Genomic DNA, 18,811 nt, shown 5'->3' on the forward strand with positions numbered 1-18,811 from the left:
TGGGCATCCTACACTGCGCGTGTCACCAAATTGCTCAGCCATTCCACGCACACCGCCTAGCACGCCCGTTCTACGATGATTGACCAACTCGATCAAAGCACCTGATTTGCCTAACAAAGGCGTCGTTTTCAGGTTTTTTTGGATGGCCGTTCAACTTCAGGCACGGCGTTTGCGTAGAGATTGGTACCAAGGCCCCCACACATGAAACCGGGGCCATACATAACAAGAAATCAGTGCTCGCCTGAGGCACCCCCTGCATTTGTGTGAGGAGAAATCGCGATGACGTCGTACACCTCCGGGAACCCAACCCAGAACCGCACAGCCCCCCAGTCCATCGGGTTTCTCCTATTGGACAATTTCACCCTGATTTCCCTGGCGTCGGCCGTCGAGCCGCTGCGCATGGCCAACCAGCTGTCCGGCCGCGAGCTGTACCGCTGGCACACCCTCACCGCCGATGGTGGACAGGTGTGGGCCAGCGATGGCTTGCAGATAACCCCTGACGCCGCGATGCACAGTGCGCCTCCCATCGATACCGTGATTGTTTGCGGCGGCGTGGGCATCCAGCGCAGTGTCACCCGCGAGCATGTCACCTGGTTGCAAACCCAGGCCCGCCAGTCGCGCCGCCTGGGCGCGGTATGCACCGGCAGCTGGGCCTTGGCCTGTGCCGGGTTGCTGGATGGTTTCGATTGCAGTGTGCACTGGGAGTGCCTGGCCGCGATGCAAGAGGCTTTCCCGCGCGTCAACATGAGCACCCGCCTGTTCACCCTCGACCGTAACCGCTTCACCAGCTCCGGCGGTACTGCGCCGCTGGACATGATGCTGCACCTGATCAGCCGCGACCACGGCCGTGAACTGTCGGCGGCGATCTCCGAAATGTTCGTCTATGAGCGCATCCGCAACGAGCAGGATCACCAGCGCGTGCCGCTCAAGCACATGCTTGGCACCAACCAGCCGAAGCTGCAGGAAATCGTTGCGCTGATGGAGGCCAACCTCGAAGAGCCGATCGACCTGGACGAACTGGCGGTATACGTGTCGGTATCGCGCCGGCAGCTCGAGCGCCTGTTCCAGAAGTACCTGCACTGTTCGCCGTCGCGTTACTACCTGAAGCTGCGCCTGATCCGCGCCCGGCAGCTGCTGAAGCAGACGCCGATGTCGATCATCGAAGTGGCGTCGGTGTGCGGCTTCGTGTCTACCCCGCACTTCTCCAAATGCTACCGCGAGTATTTCGGCATTCCGCCGCGTGACGAGCGCGTGGGCTCCAACACCGCGCAGCAGGTGGCGATGATGCCGATCCCGCAGGCCATGACCCTGTCGCCGCACAGCGGGCCGATGGCGGCCCTGAGCCAGGCGCGCAACGAGTCGACCTTTGCCAGTGTAAGGCTCTGAAACAGCACTGGCCTCTTCGCGGGTAAACCCGCTCCCACAGGTACTGCACTGCTTTTGAATTCAGTGCAGTACCTGTGGGAGCGGGTTTACCCGCGAAGAGGCCAGTACAGGAAAACGAATCAGCCGCGCTTGTTGAACTGCGCCAACGCCGGCAACAGCTGTTTGTCGATGGCCTGGCGCACCGCCGGCAGGATCGTCGCACTACCGGTATACATCTGCTCCACCATCCCCTTCAGCGCCCGTGCATTGGGCTCGGTCAGCCCACGCACCACCGCTTCGCACGCCTGCTCGGCAGTAGCGCCGGCCGGAATCTCGAACCCGCGCGCGCGCAGGTGGCCTGCCAGATCGTCCTGGTCAATCAAATCCGCATGCATCATGGCTGTTGTCCCTTTTATCGCTAAGAGAGTGCTGCTGTGATTTACGACCGATTCTGTGACGCCGGCGACATGCCCGCAACAACAGAATGGCGCCATGGCTGCTTTGGCTAAGAACAGGTCGTTTACGGCTAAATCCAGTGTTCGGGAAATGCGCAAACTCAAGCCATCTGCCGCAACGGAGGGTTTGGTCACCCTCGTTCGTGTACAGTGGATGTTGCTCGCTCTTGGCCCCGGATGCTCACGGCTTTCCGGGGTTATTTTTTTGCCCGGAGCAACACCGCCACCGCTGTTGGCTCACTGTCTTGCTCAATACTTGCAGGCATGCATGCCTCTGTGGGAGCGGGTTCACCCGCGAATGCGTCGGTAGCTTCACCATCGCATTCGCGGGTGAACCCGCTCCCACAGGGTACGCAGTTTTGTTCAGGATCGGGTGTTCAAACCCATCACCCGTCCGACGAACTCAGCCGGGGGCACATCCTGCTGCTCATCCACCAACCCTTGCAGCAACTCGACACTACGCTCACTGAACGGTGCCGACCTCGGCCCCGCCAGGTCCACATGCAGCAGCATCTGCTCACTGGCCGCCAGCGCTTCGGCGAACCCTGCCCGGTGCAGGCTGTGGTAGACATGCAGGCGCTTGCGATCAAAGCCGATGATCTGCGTCTGCACCCATACCTCGGTGCCCAGCTTCACTTCGTGCAGGTAGTTGATGTGCGCCTCCAGGGTGAACAGCGAGTTACCGCTCTGGCCGCGGCTGTCGGCATCCAGGCCGATGCGCTCCATCAGCGCGTCGGTGGCGTAGCTGAAGATCAGCAGGTAGTAGGCATCGCGCAGGTGCCCGTTGTAGTCGACCCAGTCCTCCTGGACCGGGGTGCGGTAGGTGATCAGTGCGGGCATCGCGGTCTCCTCAGTCGCCGAAAGCCATACCGTGGCTGGCCTTGCTGGTCTTTACCGCTTCCAGCACTGCCAACAGGGTGTCATCACGATAGCGCTCCAGCGCGGCGATGCTGCGATCCGCCAGTTGCTCGGAGGTCCCTTCGACCACATCGTCGATCAACTTGTCGGTGAGTTCCGGCGCCGGCAGGTAGGTCCAGGGCAGTTTCAACGCCGGGCCGAACTGGGCCATGAAGTGACGCATGCCCGCATCACCACCGGCCAGGGTGTAGGTGAGGAACGTGCCCATGAACGACCAGCGCAAGCCGGCACCGAAACGGATGGCATCGTCGATCTCGCCGGTACTGGCCACGCCGTCGTTGACCAAGTGCAGTGCTTCGCGCCACAGCGCTTCGAGCAGGCGGTCGGCGATGAACCCGGGCACTTCCTTGCGTACGTGTAGCGGGCGCATGCCCAGGGCGGTGTAGATGGTCCGGGCCGCTTCGATGGCTTCGGGGGCGGTGCGGTTGCCACCGACGATTTCCACCAGCGGCAGCAGGTACACCGGATTGAACGGGTGGCCGACCACGCAGCGCTCGGGGTGGGTGGCCGACTCGTAGAACTCGCTGGGCAGCAGGCCCGAGGTGCTGGAACCGATGATCGCGTCGGGTTTGGCGGCGGCGCTGATCTTTGCGTGCAGGTCGAGCTTCAGGTCCAGGCGTTCAGGGGCGCTTTCCTGGATGAAATCGGCATCGCGGACGCATTCCTCGATGGTGGCGACGAACTTCAGGCGGTCCTGTGATGCGCCTGGTGCCAGGCCTTGTTTTTCCAGTGCCGGCCAGGCGTTGGCGATGCGCTTGCGCAAGGCCTGCTCGGCGCCTGGCGCCGGGTCCCAGGCGACCACGTCCAGCCCGTGGGCCAGGGCGCGCGCGACCCAGCCGCTGCCGATCACGCCACTACCCAGCGCGGCGAAGGTCTTGATCTCGGTGATGAAGGTCATGTTGGGCTCCTGAAAGTGTCAGCGGCGTTTGAGGTTCATCTTTTCCCGGCCTTCGGCCGGGGTCAGCACACGGGCGCCAAGGCGCGAAATGATTTCCACCGCGCGCTCGACCAACTGGCCGTTGCTGGCCAGCACGCCACGGTCCAGGTAAAGGTTGTCCTCCAGGCCCACCCGCACGTTGCCGCCCAGCAGCACCGCCTGTGCGGCCATCGGCATCTGCATGCGACCGATACCGAACCCGGCCCAGGTGACGTTTGGCGGCAAGTTGTCGGCCATCGCCTTCATGGTGGTGGTATCGGCCGGAGCGCCCCACGGGATACCCAGGCACAGCTGGAACAGCGGGTCTTCGAGCAGGCCTTCCTTCATCATCTGCTTGGCGAACCACAGGTGGCCGGTGTCGAAGATTTCCAGCTCGGCTTTTACCCCTAGCTCGGTAATGCGCTTGGCGCCGGCGCGTAGTTGTGCCGGGGTGGAGACGTAGATCGAGTTGCCGTCGCCGAAGTTGAGGGTGCCGCAGTCGAGGGTGCAGATTTCCGGCAGCAGCGCTTCGACATGGGCCAGACGCTCCAGTGGGCCGATCAGGTCGGTACCCTGGCCGAACTCCAGTGGTGTTTCACCCGGGCCGATTTCCAGGTCGCCACCCATGCCCGCGGTAAGGTTGACGATGATGTCCACGTCGGCTTCGCGGATGCGCTCCATGACTTCTCGATACAGCGCCACGTCACGGCTGAAGCGGCCGGTTTGCGGGTCGCGCACGTGGCAGTGGACCACGGTGGCGCCGGCTTTGGCGGCCTCTACGGCAGACTCGGCGATCTGCTTGGGGGTGACTGGAACAAGGTGGCTTTTAGAGGCGGTGTCGCCGGCGCCGGTGAGGGCGCAGGTGATGATGACGTCGTGGTTCATGGCGGGGTTCCTTGTGGTGTCTGGTGGCCTTTTCGCGGGTAAACCCGCTCCCACAGGGGACGATGTTGCCCCTGGCATGTGCATGACTTGTGGGAGCGGGTTTACCCGCGAATGGGCCGGATCAGTTGGCAGTGAGGTTTAGGTTGTCAGCAGCCGGCTTGCCATCGAAGGTGGTCACACCCTCCAGCCAGCGGGCCTTGTCCTCGGGGTGGTCCTTGAGCCACTGGCGGGCCGACTCCAGCGCATCCTTGTGGTCGAGCAGCGGCTGCATCATGCGGCTCTCGTCCTCGGCACTGAAATTCAGGTTGGCCAGCAGGCGGTGGGCGTTGGGGCAGCGTTCGGCGTAGTCCGGCGCGGTCACCGTCCACACTGTCGCGCGGCCTTCGTCCGGGCCCAGTGCGTCCTGGCTGTCGCCCAGGTAGACCATGTCGATATTCACGTTCATCGGGTGCGGTGCCCAGCCGAAGAACACCACAGCCTCGTTGCGCCGCACCGCGCGGTCGACGGCGGCGAGCATGCCGGCCTCGCTGGACTCGACCAGCTGGAACTTGCCCAGGCCGAACTGATTCTTGGCGATCATCGCCTTGATCTGGGTATTGGCGCCGGAGCCTGGTTCGATGCCGTAGATTTTCCCACCCAGTTCCTTCTCGAATTTGTGGATGTCGGCGAAGGTCTTCAGGCCCTTGTCGGCCAGGTACTTGGGCACCGCCAGGGTGGCGCGGGCGTCTTCCAGGCTCGGCTTGTCGAGCACCTTGACCTGTTTGGCGTCGACGAACGGTGTGATGGTCTGGGTCATGATAGGGTTCCAGTAACCCAGGAACATGTCCAGGCGCTTGTCGCGGATGCCGGCGAAGATGATCTGCTGTGAAGCGCTGGTCTGCTTGGTCTGGTAGCCAAGGCCATCGAGCAGCACCTGCGCCATGGCGCTGGTGGCGATGACGTCGGTCCAGTTGACCACGCCCAGACGGACGTTCTTGCAAGCCGCGGGCTCGGCGGCGAATAGTGGGGAAGTGGCGATGCTGCTCAGGGCAAGGGTCAACAGGCTGCGGCGGATCAAGCTGTGCATGGTGGCTCTCCATCGGCAGTGCATATTGTTATTGGGGTTCGACCTCTCTGGGTCGTATGAAGAAGCTACGCTGCTGTCAGGGTGGAAAATCGCACCCTGGCGACCAACATTTGCACGGAGGCGACCACCTTTGCCGTGGAGCATGCAATGCCGCAAATCATTCACTTCCTGTTGTTGCCCGGGTTCTCGGCCATCGGTTTCATCAGTGCCCTGGAACCACTGCGGGTGGCCAACCGCTTCAAGGGCCCGTTGTATCGCTGGCAGGTATTGAGCCTGGACGGCGGGGCGGTGCAGGCCAGCAATGGCATGTCGGTGAACGCCGATGCAGCGCTGGCGGCGGACGAGCCTGGTGGCATCCTGCTGATCGTCGCCGGTTTCGAGCCATTGGCTTGTTATGGGCCGGCGCTGCAGCAGGCGCTACGCCGCCTGGACCATGAGGGGGTGGTTCTGGGTGGCATCGATACCGGCGCGGTGGTGCTGGCCGAGGCCGGCCTGCTCGACGGCCACCGCGCCACCGTGCACTGGGAGGCGCTGGAGGCGTTCAAGGAGCGCTATCCACGCTTGCAGGTGACCCAGGAGCTGTTCGAGATTGATCGGCGTCGCATCACCTGCGCAGGCGGTACCGCGTCGATCGATCTGATGCTCGACCTGATCGGCCAGGCCCATGGCAGCGAGCTGGCGGTGCAGGTGTCCGAGCAGTTCGTGCTCGGGCGCATTCGCCAGCGCCAGGACCACCAGCGCATGCAGATCGCGAGCCGTTACGGCATCAGCAACAAGAAGCTCGTGAAGGTGATCGGAGAAATGGAGCGAAATATCGAGCAGCCGCTCAACACCCAGGTGCTGGCCGATGCAGTGCAGGTGACCCGGCGGCAACTGGAGCGCCTGTTCCGCTTGCATCTGGACGACACGCCCAGTGGCTTCTATCTGCGATTGCGACTGGACAAGGCTCGGCAGCTATTGCGCCAGACCGACATGAGTGTGCTGGAGGTGGCGGTGGCGTGCGGGTTCGAGTCGGCGTCGTATTTCACACGCAGCTACCGGGCACGGTTCGAGCGGTGTCCGCGGGAGGATCGGTTGGCCCGGGTGGTGTGACTGGTCCTCGTGAGCCATCGAGGTTCAACTCTCGCCTCCTTGGAAACTTGTTTGGTTAGACGAGGTGGGAGCCCCGATCAGTTTTTTGATCGGCGGACACATATTAAGGTTGAGCAAACCCTGGTTTGCCGTTTGCAGCACGCCAAGCCTTCACCTCGGCCACAATTTGCTCAGGGCTATCTTTCCCTTCCTCTGGGTAAAAAAGAAGGTCTGATCCAGCGGGGTGCTCTGACAGTTTCTCAAACTTCTCCACAGCGCTACGGTGAGCTTCGTCGCTAGGGTAGTCAACTAGGTAAATTTTGTTCACAAACTCCAAAAATTCTATTTCTTTAATATTGTTAATCGAATCATTCATCTTTAATCACCTTGGTGATTCAACGTCCCAGACATGTATCAGGAGCATCCGCTGCCTAAGGGGCTGAGCATGGCGCAATCGGTAGGAGGTATCGAGCGAATCGGCCAAGTTGTCTACCGAGCAGAAGCCAAACAGGGTGAAAAAGTAACTGAAATCCTTTGCGCGGCCCATGCTCTGGGCCATGCGTTCTGGCGACCAATATTTGCACGGTGGCGACCACCCTCGGCCGTGGAGCGTGCAATGCCGCCTGGTTAGAACTGATCGAGGTCAGAAAGCGCCTGGAGGCGGTTTTCGACCTGTACTCGTCGGGCCTCGAAAGCCCGGGCGTCGAGTTTCGCGCCCATGTGGTCCAGTTGCAGGGTAAGGCGCGTACGTGGGGCATCCGGGTCGGTCGAACAGCACAGGTTGAAGACGATCGCCAGCGGGCTGCCGCTGTCATCCAGGTCAAACTCGATGCGCAGGTGCGAGCTGGCCGAGGTGCTGCGCAGCAGGGCGAGGTCTGGCTGTTTCAAGCCATTAAGTATGTCGTTGGCAACCCGCTCGAACTTGAGGTTGCGACGTTGGGGCGCTGGAATCCAGCCGTTGAAGACGTCTTGAAACACAGCATCCGTGGGTACGCAGTTGATGCTTTTCGTTGTCCGCTCGATCAGTTCGACACCGCTGTTTTCCAGGCCCTGCAGAAAACGGTTGAACCAGCGCTGGCCATCCTGTTGGCGATCGTGAACCTGGTTGGCTTCCAGTTGCGCCAGGCGCAAGCAGGCATGAAGGTCTTCCCAGGGTTGGGTGGCAGGTTTGGTGGGCATGCTTCTGGCCCTCGCCGTAGGCGTAGGAAGGGGAACCTGGCGCCGCATGGCGGCGCCAGGCGCAGGTCAGATGTCCAGCGCCAGGATGTCGAACGCCTGGCTGGCCAGCTTCATCCTGACGGCTTCGCGCATGGCGTCGAAGTGGCGAACACTGAACGAGCCCTGCTGCGAGGCCCGGTATACCCTGGTGTTCGACTTGTCGATGATGCGGCCAGCGGAACCTGCGGTTTTCTCGGCCTTGTCATAGCTCAGCTGAACGCTGGTCATGTGCATGATCGGCAGGCCTTGCGGTGTCATCTCGCAAGCCGAAATCTGAATGGTGCTGGATTTGCCCGAAACGCTCACGCTGCTTTCTTCGAGCAGTTGCTGCGCCTTGGGTGTTTGCACGATCACTTCGAAGGAACGTTTTACACAGCGGCTCAGGCGGTGGCTGGCGCCGATCTGGACGGTGACGATCTGCGGCACCAGGGTGGCCAGCGTGTGGGTGTCCTTGTCGATTGCTTCCTCGACATGGGCGGCGCCGGTCAGCGTCCAGCCGAACTTGCCCAGGCCGTCGTTGTAGAAGTTGTACCACTCGCGCTGCTGGGTTTCCTTGTCGAACTTCTTGTTTGCCGACAGGTTCATCAAGCGCATGCCATCGAGCACGTCTTCGGCAACGCTGGCAGGTACATCCGGGGCAAAGATGCAGACGGTGTTGGCAACCATGACGGCGCGTTCTTCGCCTTCTTTCTTCAGGGCGGCAATGGCGCTGTTCATGTCGGTCTTGCTGATAGTAGAGGTCATGTCTTGGTTTCCGATCGAGTTCATCATCGGCACCTCGGGTGAGGCGCCGGGGACGCACTTTGGTTCGGATCGTCAAGACAGATAAGCCGAAAGCCTTTCCTGCCGAGGAACTCCCTTACTGCTGGCCGATGGACTGCAGGTACTCCGAGCGGTCATCGCTGCGTTGTGCCACGCAGGTGTTCCACGCTGCTTCGAACGCCTTGCTGCCCGGTTTCTCGGCATAGGTTTCGACCTTGCAGTCGGCATCGCGCAGTTGCGTCCACAGTTTCTCGGCCGCCTCCATACGCCCGGCCAAGGCGTCTGCCTTGTCGTCTTCGTCGGCGTACTGGTCGCGAATGCGCTGTATCAGGTCGTCATAGGCCGACTTAAGTTCACGTTCGGCCGTCTGCTTGTTGAACGCCGCGCAAGCGAATGTCTGCTGGTCGGTCTCGACGTTGTCGCACGGGGTGCTTTCTTCCTCGCCGGCCTGGGCGCCCGATACGACAGCCAGCAGTACCAGCCATGCCATTGATTTCATCCGTTTTCTCCTCAACAAGGCTGACGAATCGGCTGGATTCTCGCTCAGCCGCCGACAAGACGATAGCTCCCTGAAGAAATGTTCATGAAACGGCCGGAAATGTCGTTATCGAGACTGCCTCTCATCGCCAGACGGCGCGCCAGAGGGCGCGATGTCGCGCATTGACGCTTTCGGCAAACCCCCTGTCGTTTTTGCATCGGGGCGCCTTTGGGCACAGGCATATGCTGGCCCCAAAGCGCCGGCAATAAGGTTTGGCGCAAACCCATTCAATAAAAGGGGACAGCCTGATGAGCCCAGCCGAACTTCACGCCGACAGCATCGTCATCGACGGCCTGATCATTGCCAAGTGGAACCGCGAGCTGTTCGAAGACATGCGCAAAGGCGGGCTGACTGCGGCCAACTGCACGGTGTCGGTCTGGGAAGGCTTCAAGGCTACCGTCGACAACATCGCCGCCAGCCAGAAGCTGATCCGCGATAACAGCGACCTGGTGATGCCGGTACGCACCACCGCCGACATCCGCAAGGCCAAGGAACTGGGCAAGACCGGCATTCTCTTCGGCTTCCAGAACGCCCACGCCTTCGAAGACCAGATCGCCTACGTCGACGTGTTCAAGCAGCTGGGCGTGGGTATCGTGCAGATGTGCTACAACACCCAGAACCTGGTCGGTACCGGTTGCTACGAGCGAGACGGCGGCCTGTCGGGCTTCGGTCGCGAGATCGTTGCCGAAATGAACCGCGTCGGCATCATGTGCGACCTGTCCCACGTGGGCTCCAAGACTTCCGAAGAAGTCATCCTCGAGTCGAAAAAGCCGGTCTGCTACTCGCACTGCCTGCCTTCGGGCCTGAAAGAGCACCCGCGCAACAAGTCGGACGAAGAGCTGAAGTTCATCGCCGACCACGGCGGTTTCGTCGGCGTGACCATGTTCGCGCCGTTCCTGGCCAAGGGCATCGACTCGACCATCGACGACTACGCCGAAGCCATCGAGTACACCATGAACATCGTCGGTGAAGACGCCATCGGTATCGGTACCGACTTCACCCAGGGCCACGGCCAGGACTTCTTCGAATACCTGACCCACGACAAGGGTTACGCCCGTCGCCTGACCAACTTCGGCAAGATCATCAACCCGCTGGGCATCCGCACTGTGGGCGAATTCCCCAACCTCACCGAAACCTTGCTCAAGCGCGGCCACTCCGAGCGCGTGGTGCGCAAGATCATGGGTGAGAACTGGGTCAACGTCCTCAAGGACGTGTGGGGCGAATAAGCCGCTCTCCAAGCCTGAAAGCCCCTGCCAGCAACGCCGGGGCATCCCGATAAAAAATTTTATGGAGTTGAGTTTCCATGGCCAAGATCGCCCCGCAATTGCCAATCGAAGTAGACAGCGAGACCGGTGTCTGGACCAGCGACGCCTTGCCGATGCTGTATGTGCCGCGCCATTTCTTCGTCAACAACCACATGGGAATCGAAGAAGTCCTGGGCGCCGACAAGTACGCCGAGATCCTCTACAAGGCCGGCTACAAGTCCGCTTGGCACTGGTGTGAAAAAGAAGCCGAGTGCCATGGCCTGGAAGGCGTGGCGGTGTTCGAGCACTACATGAAGCGCCTGAGCCAGCGTGGCTGGGGCCTGTTCGAAATCCAGGACATCGACCTCGACAAAGGCACCTGCAGCGTCAAGCTCAAGCACTCCGCATTCGTGTACGTCTATGGCAAGTGCGGCCGCAAGGTCGATTACATGTTCACCGGCTGGTTCGCCGGCGCCATGGACCAGATTCTCGCTGCCCGCGGCAGCTCGATCCGCACCGTGGCCGAACAGGTCTATGGCGGGTCGGAAGAAGGCCACGAAGATGGCCTGTTCGTTACAAAGCCGTTGTAAGCCGGAGATAGCGTCATGGCATTCGAAGCAATGTTCCAGCCGATCCAGATCGGCAAACTGACCATCCGCAACCGTGTGCTCAGCACCGCGCACGCTGAGGTCTACGCCACTGACGGCGGCATGACTACCGACCGCTACGTGAAGTACTACGAAGAAAAGGCCAAGGGCGGTATCGGCCTGGCGATCTGCGGTGGCTCGTCGGTAGTGGCAATCGACAGCCCGCAGGAGTGGTGGTCGTCGGTCAACCTGTCGACCGACCGCATCATTCCGCACTTCCAGAACCTGGCCGACGCCATGCACAAGCATGGCGCCAAGATCATGATCCAGATTACCCACATGGGCCGTCGCTCGCGCTGGGACGGCTTCAACTGGCCGACCCTGATGTCGCCGTCGGGTATCCGTGAACCCGTGCACCGCGCCACCTGCAAGACCATCGAGGTGGAAGAGATCTGGCGCGTGATCGGCAACTATGCGCAAGCTGCCCGCCGTGCGAAGGAAGGCGGCCTGGACGGCGTGGAACTGTCGGCCGTGCACCAGCACATGATCGACCAGTTCTGGAGCCCACGGGTCAACAAGCGTACCGACGAATGGGGCGGCACCTTCGAAGGCCGCATGAAGTTCGGCCTGGAAGTACTGAAGGCCGTGCGCGCCGAAGTCGGTGACGACTTCTGCGTGGGCATGCGTATCTGTGGCGACGAATTCCACCCCGATGGCCTCAGCCACGAGGACATGAAGCAGATCGCTGCCTACTACGACGCCACCGGCATGCTCGACTTCATCGGCGTGGTCGGCTCGGGTTGCGACACCCACAACACCCTGGCCAACGTCATCCCGAACATGAGCTACCCGCCGGAGCCGTTCCTGCACCTGGCGGCCGGCATCAAGGAAGTGGTCAAGGTACCGGTGCTGCACGCGCAGAACATCAAGGACCCGAACCAGGCTACCCGTATCCTCGAAGGTGGCTACGTGGACATGGTCGGCATGACCCGTGCGCACATGGCCGACCCGCACCTGATCGCCAAGATCAAGATGGGCCAGATCGACCAGATCAAGCAGTGCGTCGGTGCCAACTACTGCATCGACCGCCAGTACCAGGGCCTGGATGTGCTGTGCATCCAGAACGCCGCGACCTCCCGTGAATACATGGGCGTGCCGCACATCATCGAGAAGACCACCGGCGCCAAGCGCAAGGTGGTGGTGGTTGGTGCCGGCCCGGCCGGCATGGAAGCGGCCCGTGTGGCTGCCGAACGTGGCCACGACGTGACCCTGTTCGAGAAGAAGGAGCAGATTGGCGGGCAGATCACCATCGCCGCCAAGGCGCCGCAGCGTGACCAGATCGCCGGTATCACCCGTTGGTACCAGCTGGAGCTGGCGCGCCTGAAGGTCGACCTGCGCCTGGGCACCGCCGCCGACGTGGCTGCCATCCAGGACCTGCGCCCCGACATCATCGTGCTGGCGGTAGGTGGGCATTCCTTCCTGGAGCAGAACGAGCACTGGGGCGCCGCCGAAGGGCTGGTAGTCAGCAGCTGGGACGTGCTCGACGGCAAGGTTGCGCCGGGCAAGAACGTGCTGGTGTACGACACCATCTGCGAGTTCACTGGCATGTCGGTGGCTGACTTCATCGCCGACAAGGGCAGCCAGGTCGAGATCGTCACCGACGATATCAAGCCAGGCGTGGCCATGGGCGGTACTACCTTCCCGACCTACTACCGCAGCATGTATCCGAAAGAAGTGATCATGACCGGCGACATGATGCTGGAAAAGGTCTACCGCGAAGGCGACAAGCTGGTGGCGGTGCTGGAAAACGAATACACCGGCGCCAAGGAAGAGCGCGTGGTCGACCAGGTGGTGGTGGAGAACGGCGTGCGTCCTGACGAGCAGCTGTACTACGCACTGAAGGAAGGTTCGCGCAACAAAGGCCAGATCGACGTGGAGGCGCTGTTCGCCATCAAGCCACAGCCGATCCTCAGCCAGCCGGGCGAAGGCTACCTGCTGTACCGCATCGGCGACTGCGTGGCCCAGCGCAACGTGCATGCGGCGATCTACGACGCCTTGCGCCTGTGCAAGGACTTCTGATCGAGAAAAATCGTCGCCACCGGGCGCGGTCCCTGTGGGAGCGGGTTCACCCGCGAAAGCGTCAGCACAAGCAACAGAGTTGTCTGATCTGACGCATTCGCGGGTAAACCCGCTCCTACAAGGGGCCAATCCCATCTTCAGAGTGGCGCAAGAATCCAGCTGTTGTGGGAGCCTCCCATGTTGAACACCCTTCTACCAATCCTGCTGTTCGCTGCCCTTGGCCTGGCAGTGCTCGGCGCCCTGCGCCGGGTGCGCATGTGGCGGCGTGGCCGGCCGTCCAAGGTCAACCTGATCGGCGGCCTGCTGGCCATGCCGCGCCGCTACCTGGTGGACCTGCACCATGTGGTCGAGCGCGACAAGTACATGTCCAAGACCCACGTGGCCACCGCTGGCGGCTTCGTGCTGTCGGCCGTACTGGCGATCCTGGTGCACGGCTTCGGCCTGCAGAGCAAGATCCTCGGCTACGCGTTGCTGGTGGCCACGGTGATCATGTTCAGCGGCGCCATCTTCGTCTTCAAGCGCCGCCTCAACCCGCCTTCGCGCCTGTCCAAGGGCCCGTGGATGCGCCTGCCGAAGAGCTTGCTGGCGTTTGCCGTTAGCTTCTTCATCGCCACCTTGCCGGTTGCCGGCATCCTGCCGGCCAACACCGGTGGCTGGGTGATGGTGGGTATTCTCGGCCTGGGCGTGCTGTGGGGCGTGTCGGAGCTGTTCTTCGGCATGACCTGGGGCGGTCCGATGAAACACGCCTTCGCCGGTGCCCTGCACCTGGCCTGGCACCGCCGCGCCGAACGCTTTGGCGGCGGCCGTTCCACCGGCCTCAAGCCGCTGGACCTGGAAGACCCGAACGCGCCGCTGGGCGTGGAAAAGCCGGTGGACTTCACCTGGAACCAGCTGCTGGGCTTCGACGCCTGCGTGCAGTGCGGTAAATGCGAAGCCATGTGCCCGGCCTTTGCCGCCGGCCAGCCGCTGAACCCGAAAAAGCTCATCCAGGACATGGTCATCGGCCTGGCCGGTGGTACTGACGCGCAGTTTGCCGGCAGCCCATACCCGGGCAAACCGATCGGTGAGCATGGCGGCCACCCGCACCAGCCGATCGTCAATGGCCTGGTCGACGCCGAAACGCTGTGGTCGTGCACCACCTGCCGTGCCTGCGTCGAGGAGTGCCCGATGATGATCGAGCACGTCGATGCCATCGTCGACATGCGCCGTCACCTCACCCTGGAAAAAGGCGCCACCCCGAACAAGGGCGCCGAAGTGCTGGACAACCTGATCGCTACCGACAACCCGGGCGGCTTCGCCCCAGGCGGGCGCATGAACTGGGCCGCCGACCTCAACCTGCAACTGCTGTCGGAGGTGAAAACCACCGAGGTGCTGTTCTGGGTCGGTGACGGTGCCTTCGACATGCGCAACCAGCGCACCCTGCGCTCGTTCGTCAAAGTGCTCAAGGCGTCGGGTGTGGACTTTGCCGTGCTCGGCCTGGAAGAGCGCGACAGCGGCGACGTGGCGCGCCGTCTGGGCGATGAAGCGACCTTCCAGCAACTGGCCAAACGCAATATCCAGACCCTGGCCAAGTACAAGTTCCAGCGCATCGTCACCTGCGACCCGCACAGCTTCCATGTGCTGAAGAACGAGTACGGCGCCCTGGGCGGCGACTACCAGGTGCAGCACCACAGCACCTACATCGCCGAACTGATCGCGGCCAACAAGCTCAACCTCGGCCAGCACAAGGGCGGCAGCGTCACCTACCACGACCCGTGCTACCTGGGCCGTTACAACGGTGAGTACGAAGCTCCGCGTGCCGTGCTCAAGGCCCTGGGTATCGAAGTGCGCGAGATGCAGCGCTCGGGCTTCCGTTCCCGTTGCTGCGGCGGTGGTGGCGGTGCGCCGATCACCGACATCCCCGGCAAGCAGCGTATCCCGGACATGCGCATGGACGACATCCGCGAGACCGAGGCCGAGCTGGTAGCTGTGGGTTGCCCACAGTGCACCGCCATGCTCGAAGGTGTGGTCGAACCGCGCCCGCAGATCAAGGACCTGGCCGAACTGGTGGCCGACGTGCTGATCGAAGAGGACGCGCCCTATGCCCCAAAGCCGCAAACGGCCAAACGTGAACCTGCGGAGGTGCACTGATGAGCGACATTATCCGCCGCGACCCACGCGCCGAGTGGATCGCCCGTAACCGTCTGCACCCGCTGCATGCAGCGATGCAGACGCAGCAGACCAGCTGGATGGGGCCCAACGGCCTCATCCGCAAGAACCCCCACGCGATTGCCGCAGGCTTCATCGGCCCGGCCGGCATCAAGCGCATCGACCGCAGCGGCGCCCAGCAGGGCACCGCCGTGGGCGGGCGACGCACGGCGGCGGCCGAAGTCAAGCTGCCGCTGCACCAGGTGCCGGCGCCGGCGTTCTACATCGCCGTGGTGCCGGATATGGTCGGTGGCCGCCTGAGCAGCCACGACCGCGATCTGCTCGGCCTGGCCCACAGCCTGGCCGGCAGCGACGGTGCGGTGCTGGCAGTGGTGTTTGGCGAGCACAAGGAAAGCAACTTTTCCACAGCCGGGGTCGACCGCCTGCTGGTCATCGAAGGCGAGGCTTTCGAAGGTTATGCACCGGAGCAACTCGTTCAAGGCCTGCGGGCTGTGGATAACCAGTTCACCCCGCGCCACTGGCTGCTGCCCGACAGCCGCACCGGTGGTGGCGAACTGGGCCGGCGCCTGGGCGCGGCACTGGGCGAGCGCCCGGCGACGCGGGTATGGCAGGTCAAGGACGGCCAGTGCATCGGCCGTGCCGGTGCCGGCCAGCAAGACCTGCAGCGCGCCGTACCACGCTTGATCCTGGCGGCGGCCGAGTGCGCCGAGCCGGTCAGCGAAACCCGTCACGAAGCGCTGCCGGTGGAGTTGTCCACAAGCGTGGCGCGCAGCCTGTCGCGCATCGAAGACCTCGGCTCGGTGGCCGTGGACCCGGCCACCATTGCCATGGCCGAAGCCGAGTTCATCGTCTCGGGCGGCAACGGGGTCAAGGACTGGGACCTGTATCACAGGGCCACTGCGGCCCTTGGCGCCACCGAAGGCGCCTCGCGGGTGGCGGTGGACGACGGCTTCATGCCGCGCAACCGCCAGGTGGGTGCCACCGGTACCTGGGTTACCGCGCGGGTCTACGTGGCTGTGGGTATCTCGGGCGCGATCCAGCACCTGCAGGGCATCGGCGCCTGCGACAAGGTGGTGGCGATCAACATGGACCCGGGCTGCGACATGATCAAACGGGCCGACCTGTCGGTGATTGGCGACAGTTCGGCGATTCTCCAGGCACTGATCGAGGCTGTGGACAACTACCGCAGCGGCGGCCAGCGCGACGCGGCATAAGGGCACGAGCATGAGTACGAAAGTGATCAGCCTGGTTTCCATCGGTGCCCACCCCAGCTCCGGCCGCGCTCGCCGCGCCGAGCAGGATGCGCGCGCCGTGGAGCTGGGTTTGCAGCTGGCTGGGGATAACTTGCAGGTGGTGCATGCCGGCGACCCACGGGAAGAGGCGCTGCGCGCCTACCTGGGGATGGGCCTGGACCATCTGGATGTGCTGGAGCAGCCGGCCGGTGCCGACGTGCTGGGCGTGCTCGGGGATTACCTGCGCGATGCCGGGGCACAGCTGGTGCTGACCGGCAGCCAGGCCGAGACTGGCGAAGGGTCGGGCATGTTGCCGTTCCTGTTGGCCGAAAAGCTCGGCTGGCCACTGATTGTGGGGTTGGCTGAAGTGGAGTCGATCGACAACGGCACCGCCCAGGTATTGCAGGCGCTGCCGCGCGGTCAGCGGCGTCGACTGAAGGTACGCCTGCCGCTGCTGGCGACTGTGGATAACGCTGCGCCCAAGCCACGCCAGAGCGCTTTCGGGCCGGCGCGTCGGGGTGTGTTGGCGGCACGCAACGTGGCTATCGTCGAGGACGAACTGCTGGCCGAAGCCGAACTGCAGCCAGCCCGCCCACGGCCCAAGCGGCTTAAGGTGATCAAGGCCAAGAGCGGTGCCGACCGGATGAAGGCGGCGACGGCCAAGGCCAGTGGCGGCGGTGGCAAGGTGTTGAAGGACGTTTCTCCACAGGAAGGCGCCGAGGCCATTCTCAAGCTGCTGGTGGAAGAGGGCGTGCTGCGCTAGAGCCTCACGCGGTCCCGGTGTAGGAGCGGCCTTGTGTCGCGATGGGCTGCGCAGCAGCCCCAGCAATCTTGACTCGTAGTCGAGATCCTGGGGCCGCGCTGCGGCCCATCGCGACACAAGGCCGCTCCTACATTCCATACACAGCCTCGATCGGTCGCTTTTGCCCACCAAATCTGTTCGCCAAGGTGTGGATAAAGTGTTGGCGCATGGCCGCAGCCCTTGTATGACGTGGCCTCCAAGCTTTTGATCAAAAAGCGATCAATCTTATCCCTGCCTTCGCATGCCAAGCACGGCAGCACCCTCCTGATTTTGCCCACAATCGCTGTTAGCCGGTCTGTGGATAATCTGTTCGGTATCTCCTGTAAGCGGCGTAGTAAAAGGCTTTGACAGATTTGTTCAAAAATTGATCAACCCCGCCTGAATCCTACGCGATGCCTGAAAATCAAGCCTTTAAGGCACTTATCAACAGGGCGATTGCAGAAAATTCATCGGTTGCCCACAAACTCTGTTGGTGTCTCTGTGGACAAGGTGTATGAAGTCCGCTGTAGCCCAATAGAAATGCGGCTTTGGCTGATGTGATCAAATAATGACCAGGTGTCTGACTGACATTTTTGTCAGTACACAGACACACGATTAATAGTTACCGTGCCCGCAAGCGCGCAAAATTGTGGATAAGTCATGGCGACATTCTTGTTGAATACTGATCAGCAGCATTCTGTATTGGGTCGGTCTCCCTTCGACCCGCAGGCCTATTCACCCTACGGTTTCATGCAAGCTGGCTTAGAACCAGTGCTGGGTTTTTGTGGCCTACCTCGGAGTTCTTTGACAGGTCAATACTTGTGCGGAAATGGACATCGCTCCTATAGCCCGGTCCTTATGCGTTTTTTGAGCGCTGACAGATGCAGCCCGTTCGACGAAGGTGGATTGAATACCTACGCCTACTGCAGCGGTGATCCAATCAACAGGATCGATCTGGACGGACAGAGTTGGCGGACTTTCTTTGGGGCGGGGTCAAGTGCAGTTACCGCCACCGGCGCGATTGTGAGAACTGCAAGAAACGAGGCATTACGGCTTCAACACCGGCACCGCACTTCTCGAGGCCTGCCCTCCACCTACGCCGAACCGCCGCTGTCGAGCCGCATTGGCAACACTGCGTTTGCTGCAACCGGTGCAGCAGGAGTTGTAGCCAACGTGCTGTCGAGTGCCGAGAGCGGTTGGGCAGAAGGTTCATTGATACCACTCAGCACTAAATTCGGCTTGGCCAATACCGGAGGTAACATTGCGGGGGGCGTTACGTCCAATTTTAATGCTGCGCGGGAGACCTGGGCATTGATGGGACAGCCAGGCATACCGTCGAGCAGCGTCGTATTTGGTACGTTCGTGGAGGTGATTGGCCTCAGGATGGCGGGCGAGGCGGTGAGATTCGTTGGTCGCAAGAGCTGGGAGCTGGCAGACAGAATCGCCCATACGGCTCAGGGCGCTTATCAAGCTTGGCGACAGTGGGGGAGGGGCACGACTCGGTCTGAAACCGAAATGCGTGATGTGCGCAGGCCCTGACGCCTCC

18 protein-coding genes are annotated in these 18,811 nt (G+C 62.2%); 9 read left to right on the forward strand and 9 right to left on the reverse strand.

The genetic code is table 11. The annotated features are described in order from the left end of the window. Positions 1–279 precede the first annotated feature (279 nt). Complete coding sequence (locus tag E5221_RS01915; protein ID WP_015268639.1) at positions 280–1,386, forward strand: GlxA family transcriptional regulator; 1,107 nt, start codon at positions 280–282, stop codon at positions 1,384–1,386. A gap of 119 nt (positions 1,387–1,505) precedes the next feature. Here the strand turns inward: E5221_RS01915 and E5221_RS01920 are convergent, their stop codons facing one another. From E5221_RS01920 to choX, 5 genes are all read right to left on the reverse strand, one after another. Then, on the reverse strand, positions 1,506–1,763 hold the full coding sequence (locus tag E5221_RS01920; RefSeq protein ID WP_003257487.1) for a hypothetical protein: 258 nt from the start codon (positions 1,761–1,763) through the stop codon (positions 1,506–1,508). A 420-nt stretch (positions 1,764–2,183) separates the two neighbouring features. Continuing rightward, entirely contained in the window at positions 2,184–2,660 is a 477-nt protein-coding gene (locus tag E5221_RS01925) for a thioesterase family protein (protein WP_102083358.1), read from the reverse strand. Between the two features lie 10 nt (positions 2,661–2,670). Beyond that, positions 2,671–3,636 (reverse strand): L-carnitine dehydrogenase, encoded by a 966-nt coding sequence (locus E5221_RS01930; RefSeq protein ID WP_015268641.1) that lies wholly within the window; start codon positions 3,634–3,636, stop codon positions 2,671–2,673. An 18-nt stretch (positions 3,637–3,654) separates the two neighbouring features. Then, complete coding sequence (locus tag E5221_RS01935; protein ID WP_247846794.1) at positions 3,655–4,539, reverse strand: 3-keto-5-aminohexanoate cleavage protein; 885 nt, start codon at positions 4,537–4,539, stop codon at positions 3,655–3,657. Between the two features lie 121 nt (positions 4,540–4,660). After that, complete coding sequence (gene choX / locus E5221_RS01940) at positions 4,661–5,605, reverse strand: choline ABC transporter substrate-binding protein (RefSeq protein ID WP_013970502.1); 945 nt, start codon at positions 5,603–5,605, stop codon at positions 4,661–4,663. Between the two features lie 147 nt (positions 5,606–5,752). Between choX and E5221_RS01945 the strand changes: the two genes are divergently transcribed. Next, on the forward strand, positions 5,753–6,697 hold the full coding sequence (locus E5221_RS01945; RefSeq protein ID WP_247846795.1) for a GlxA family transcriptional regulator: 945 nt from the start codon (positions 5,753–5,755) through the stop codon (positions 6,695–6,697). Positions 6,698–6,800: 103 nt separating this feature from the next. Here E5221_RS01945 and E5221_RS01950 read toward each other — a convergent pair whose 3' ends face one another. The 4 genes from E5221_RS01950 to E5221_RS01965 form a co-directional block, all read right to left on the reverse strand. After that, entirely contained in the window at positions 6,801–7,052 is a 252-nt protein-coding gene (locus E5221_RS01950; RefSeq protein ID WP_123085402.1) for a bacteriocin immunity protein, read from the reverse strand. A 251-nt stretch (positions 7,053–7,303) separates the two neighbouring features. Beyond that, the gene (locus E5221_RS01955; RefSeq protein ID WP_061550709.1) at positions 7,304–7,855 is read right to left on the reverse strand and encodes a hypothetical protein; all 552 of its coding nucleotides are present in this window, start codon (positions 7,853–7,855) and stop codon (positions 7,304–7,306) included. 66 nt (positions 7,856–7,921) lie between these two features. Next, positions 7,922–8,638: a hypothetical protein gene (locus E5221_RS01960; protein WP_080958440.1), complete on the reverse strand. Its 717-nt coding sequence runs from the start codon at positions 8,636–8,638 to the stop codon at positions 7,922–7,924. A 115-nt stretch (positions 8,639–8,753) separates the two neighbouring features. Beyond that, complete coding sequence (locus E5221_RS01965; protein ID WP_061550710.1) at positions 8,754–9,155, reverse strand: lysozyme inhibitor LprI family protein; 402 nt, start codon at positions 9,153–9,155, stop codon at positions 8,754–8,756. A 287-nt stretch (positions 9,156–9,442) separates the two neighbouring features. On the opposite strand from E5221_RS01965, the gene E5221_RS01970 reads away from it, so the two are divergent. The 7 genes from E5221_RS01970 (at position 9,443) to E5221_RS02005 (ending at position 18,804) form a co-directional block, all read left to right on the forward strand. Continuing rightward, positions 9,443–10,420 (forward strand): dipeptidase, encoded by a 978-nt coding sequence (locus tag E5221_RS01970; protein ID WP_003257506.1) that lies wholly within the window; start codon positions 9,443–9,445, stop codon positions 10,418–10,420. A gap of 77 nt (positions 10,421–10,497) precedes the next feature. After that, a complete protein-coding gene (locus E5221_RS01975) occupies positions 10,498–11,028 on the forward strand; it encodes a DUF5943 domain-containing protein (protein WP_013970507.1) in 531 nt (176 codons plus the stop codon). Positions 11,029–11,043: 15 nt separating this feature from the next. Further along, positions 11,044–13,104 (forward strand): dimethylglycine demethylation protein DgcA, encoded by a 2,061-nt coding sequence (gene dgcA / locus E5221_RS01980; protein ID WP_013970508.1) that lies wholly within the window; start codon positions 11,044–11,046, stop codon positions 13,102–13,104. 177 nt (positions 13,105–13,281) lie between these two features. Then, complete coding sequence (dgcB, locus tag E5221_RS01985; protein WP_247846796.1) at positions 13,282–15,234, forward strand: dimethylglycine demethylation protein DgcB; 1,953 nt, start codon at positions 13,282–13,284, stop codon at positions 15,232–15,234. Further along, entirely contained in the window at positions 15,234–16,466 is a 1,233-nt protein-coding gene (locus tag E5221_RS01990; protein ID WP_247846797.1) for an electron transfer flavoprotein subunit alpha/FixB family protein, read from the forward strand. The genes dgcB and E5221_RS01990 overlap by 1 nt, the downstream gene beginning before the upstream one ends. A 10-nt stretch (positions 16,467–16,476) precedes the next feature. Beyond that, positions 16,477–17,247: an electron transfer flavoprotein subunit beta gene (locus E5221_RS01995; protein ID WP_003257512.1), complete on the forward strand. Its 771-nt coding sequence runs from the start codon at positions 16,477–16,479 to the stop codon at positions 17,245–17,247. Between the two features lie 678 nt (positions 17,248–17,925). Next, the gene (locus E5221_RS02005; RefSeq protein ID WP_282189723.1) at positions 17,926–18,804 is read left to right on the forward strand and encodes an RHS repeat-associated core domain-containing protein; all 879 of its coding nucleotides are present in this window, start codon (positions 17,926–17,928) and stop codon (positions 18,802–18,804) included. Positions 18,805–18,811: the final 7 nt, after the last annotated feature.

This window comes from Pseudomonas sp. A2 (genome assembly GCF_023100865.1).
Taxonomy (GTDB): Bacteria; Pseudomonadota; Gammaproteobacteria; order Pseudomonadales; family Pseudomonadaceae; genus Aquipseudomonas; species Aquipseudomonas asiatica.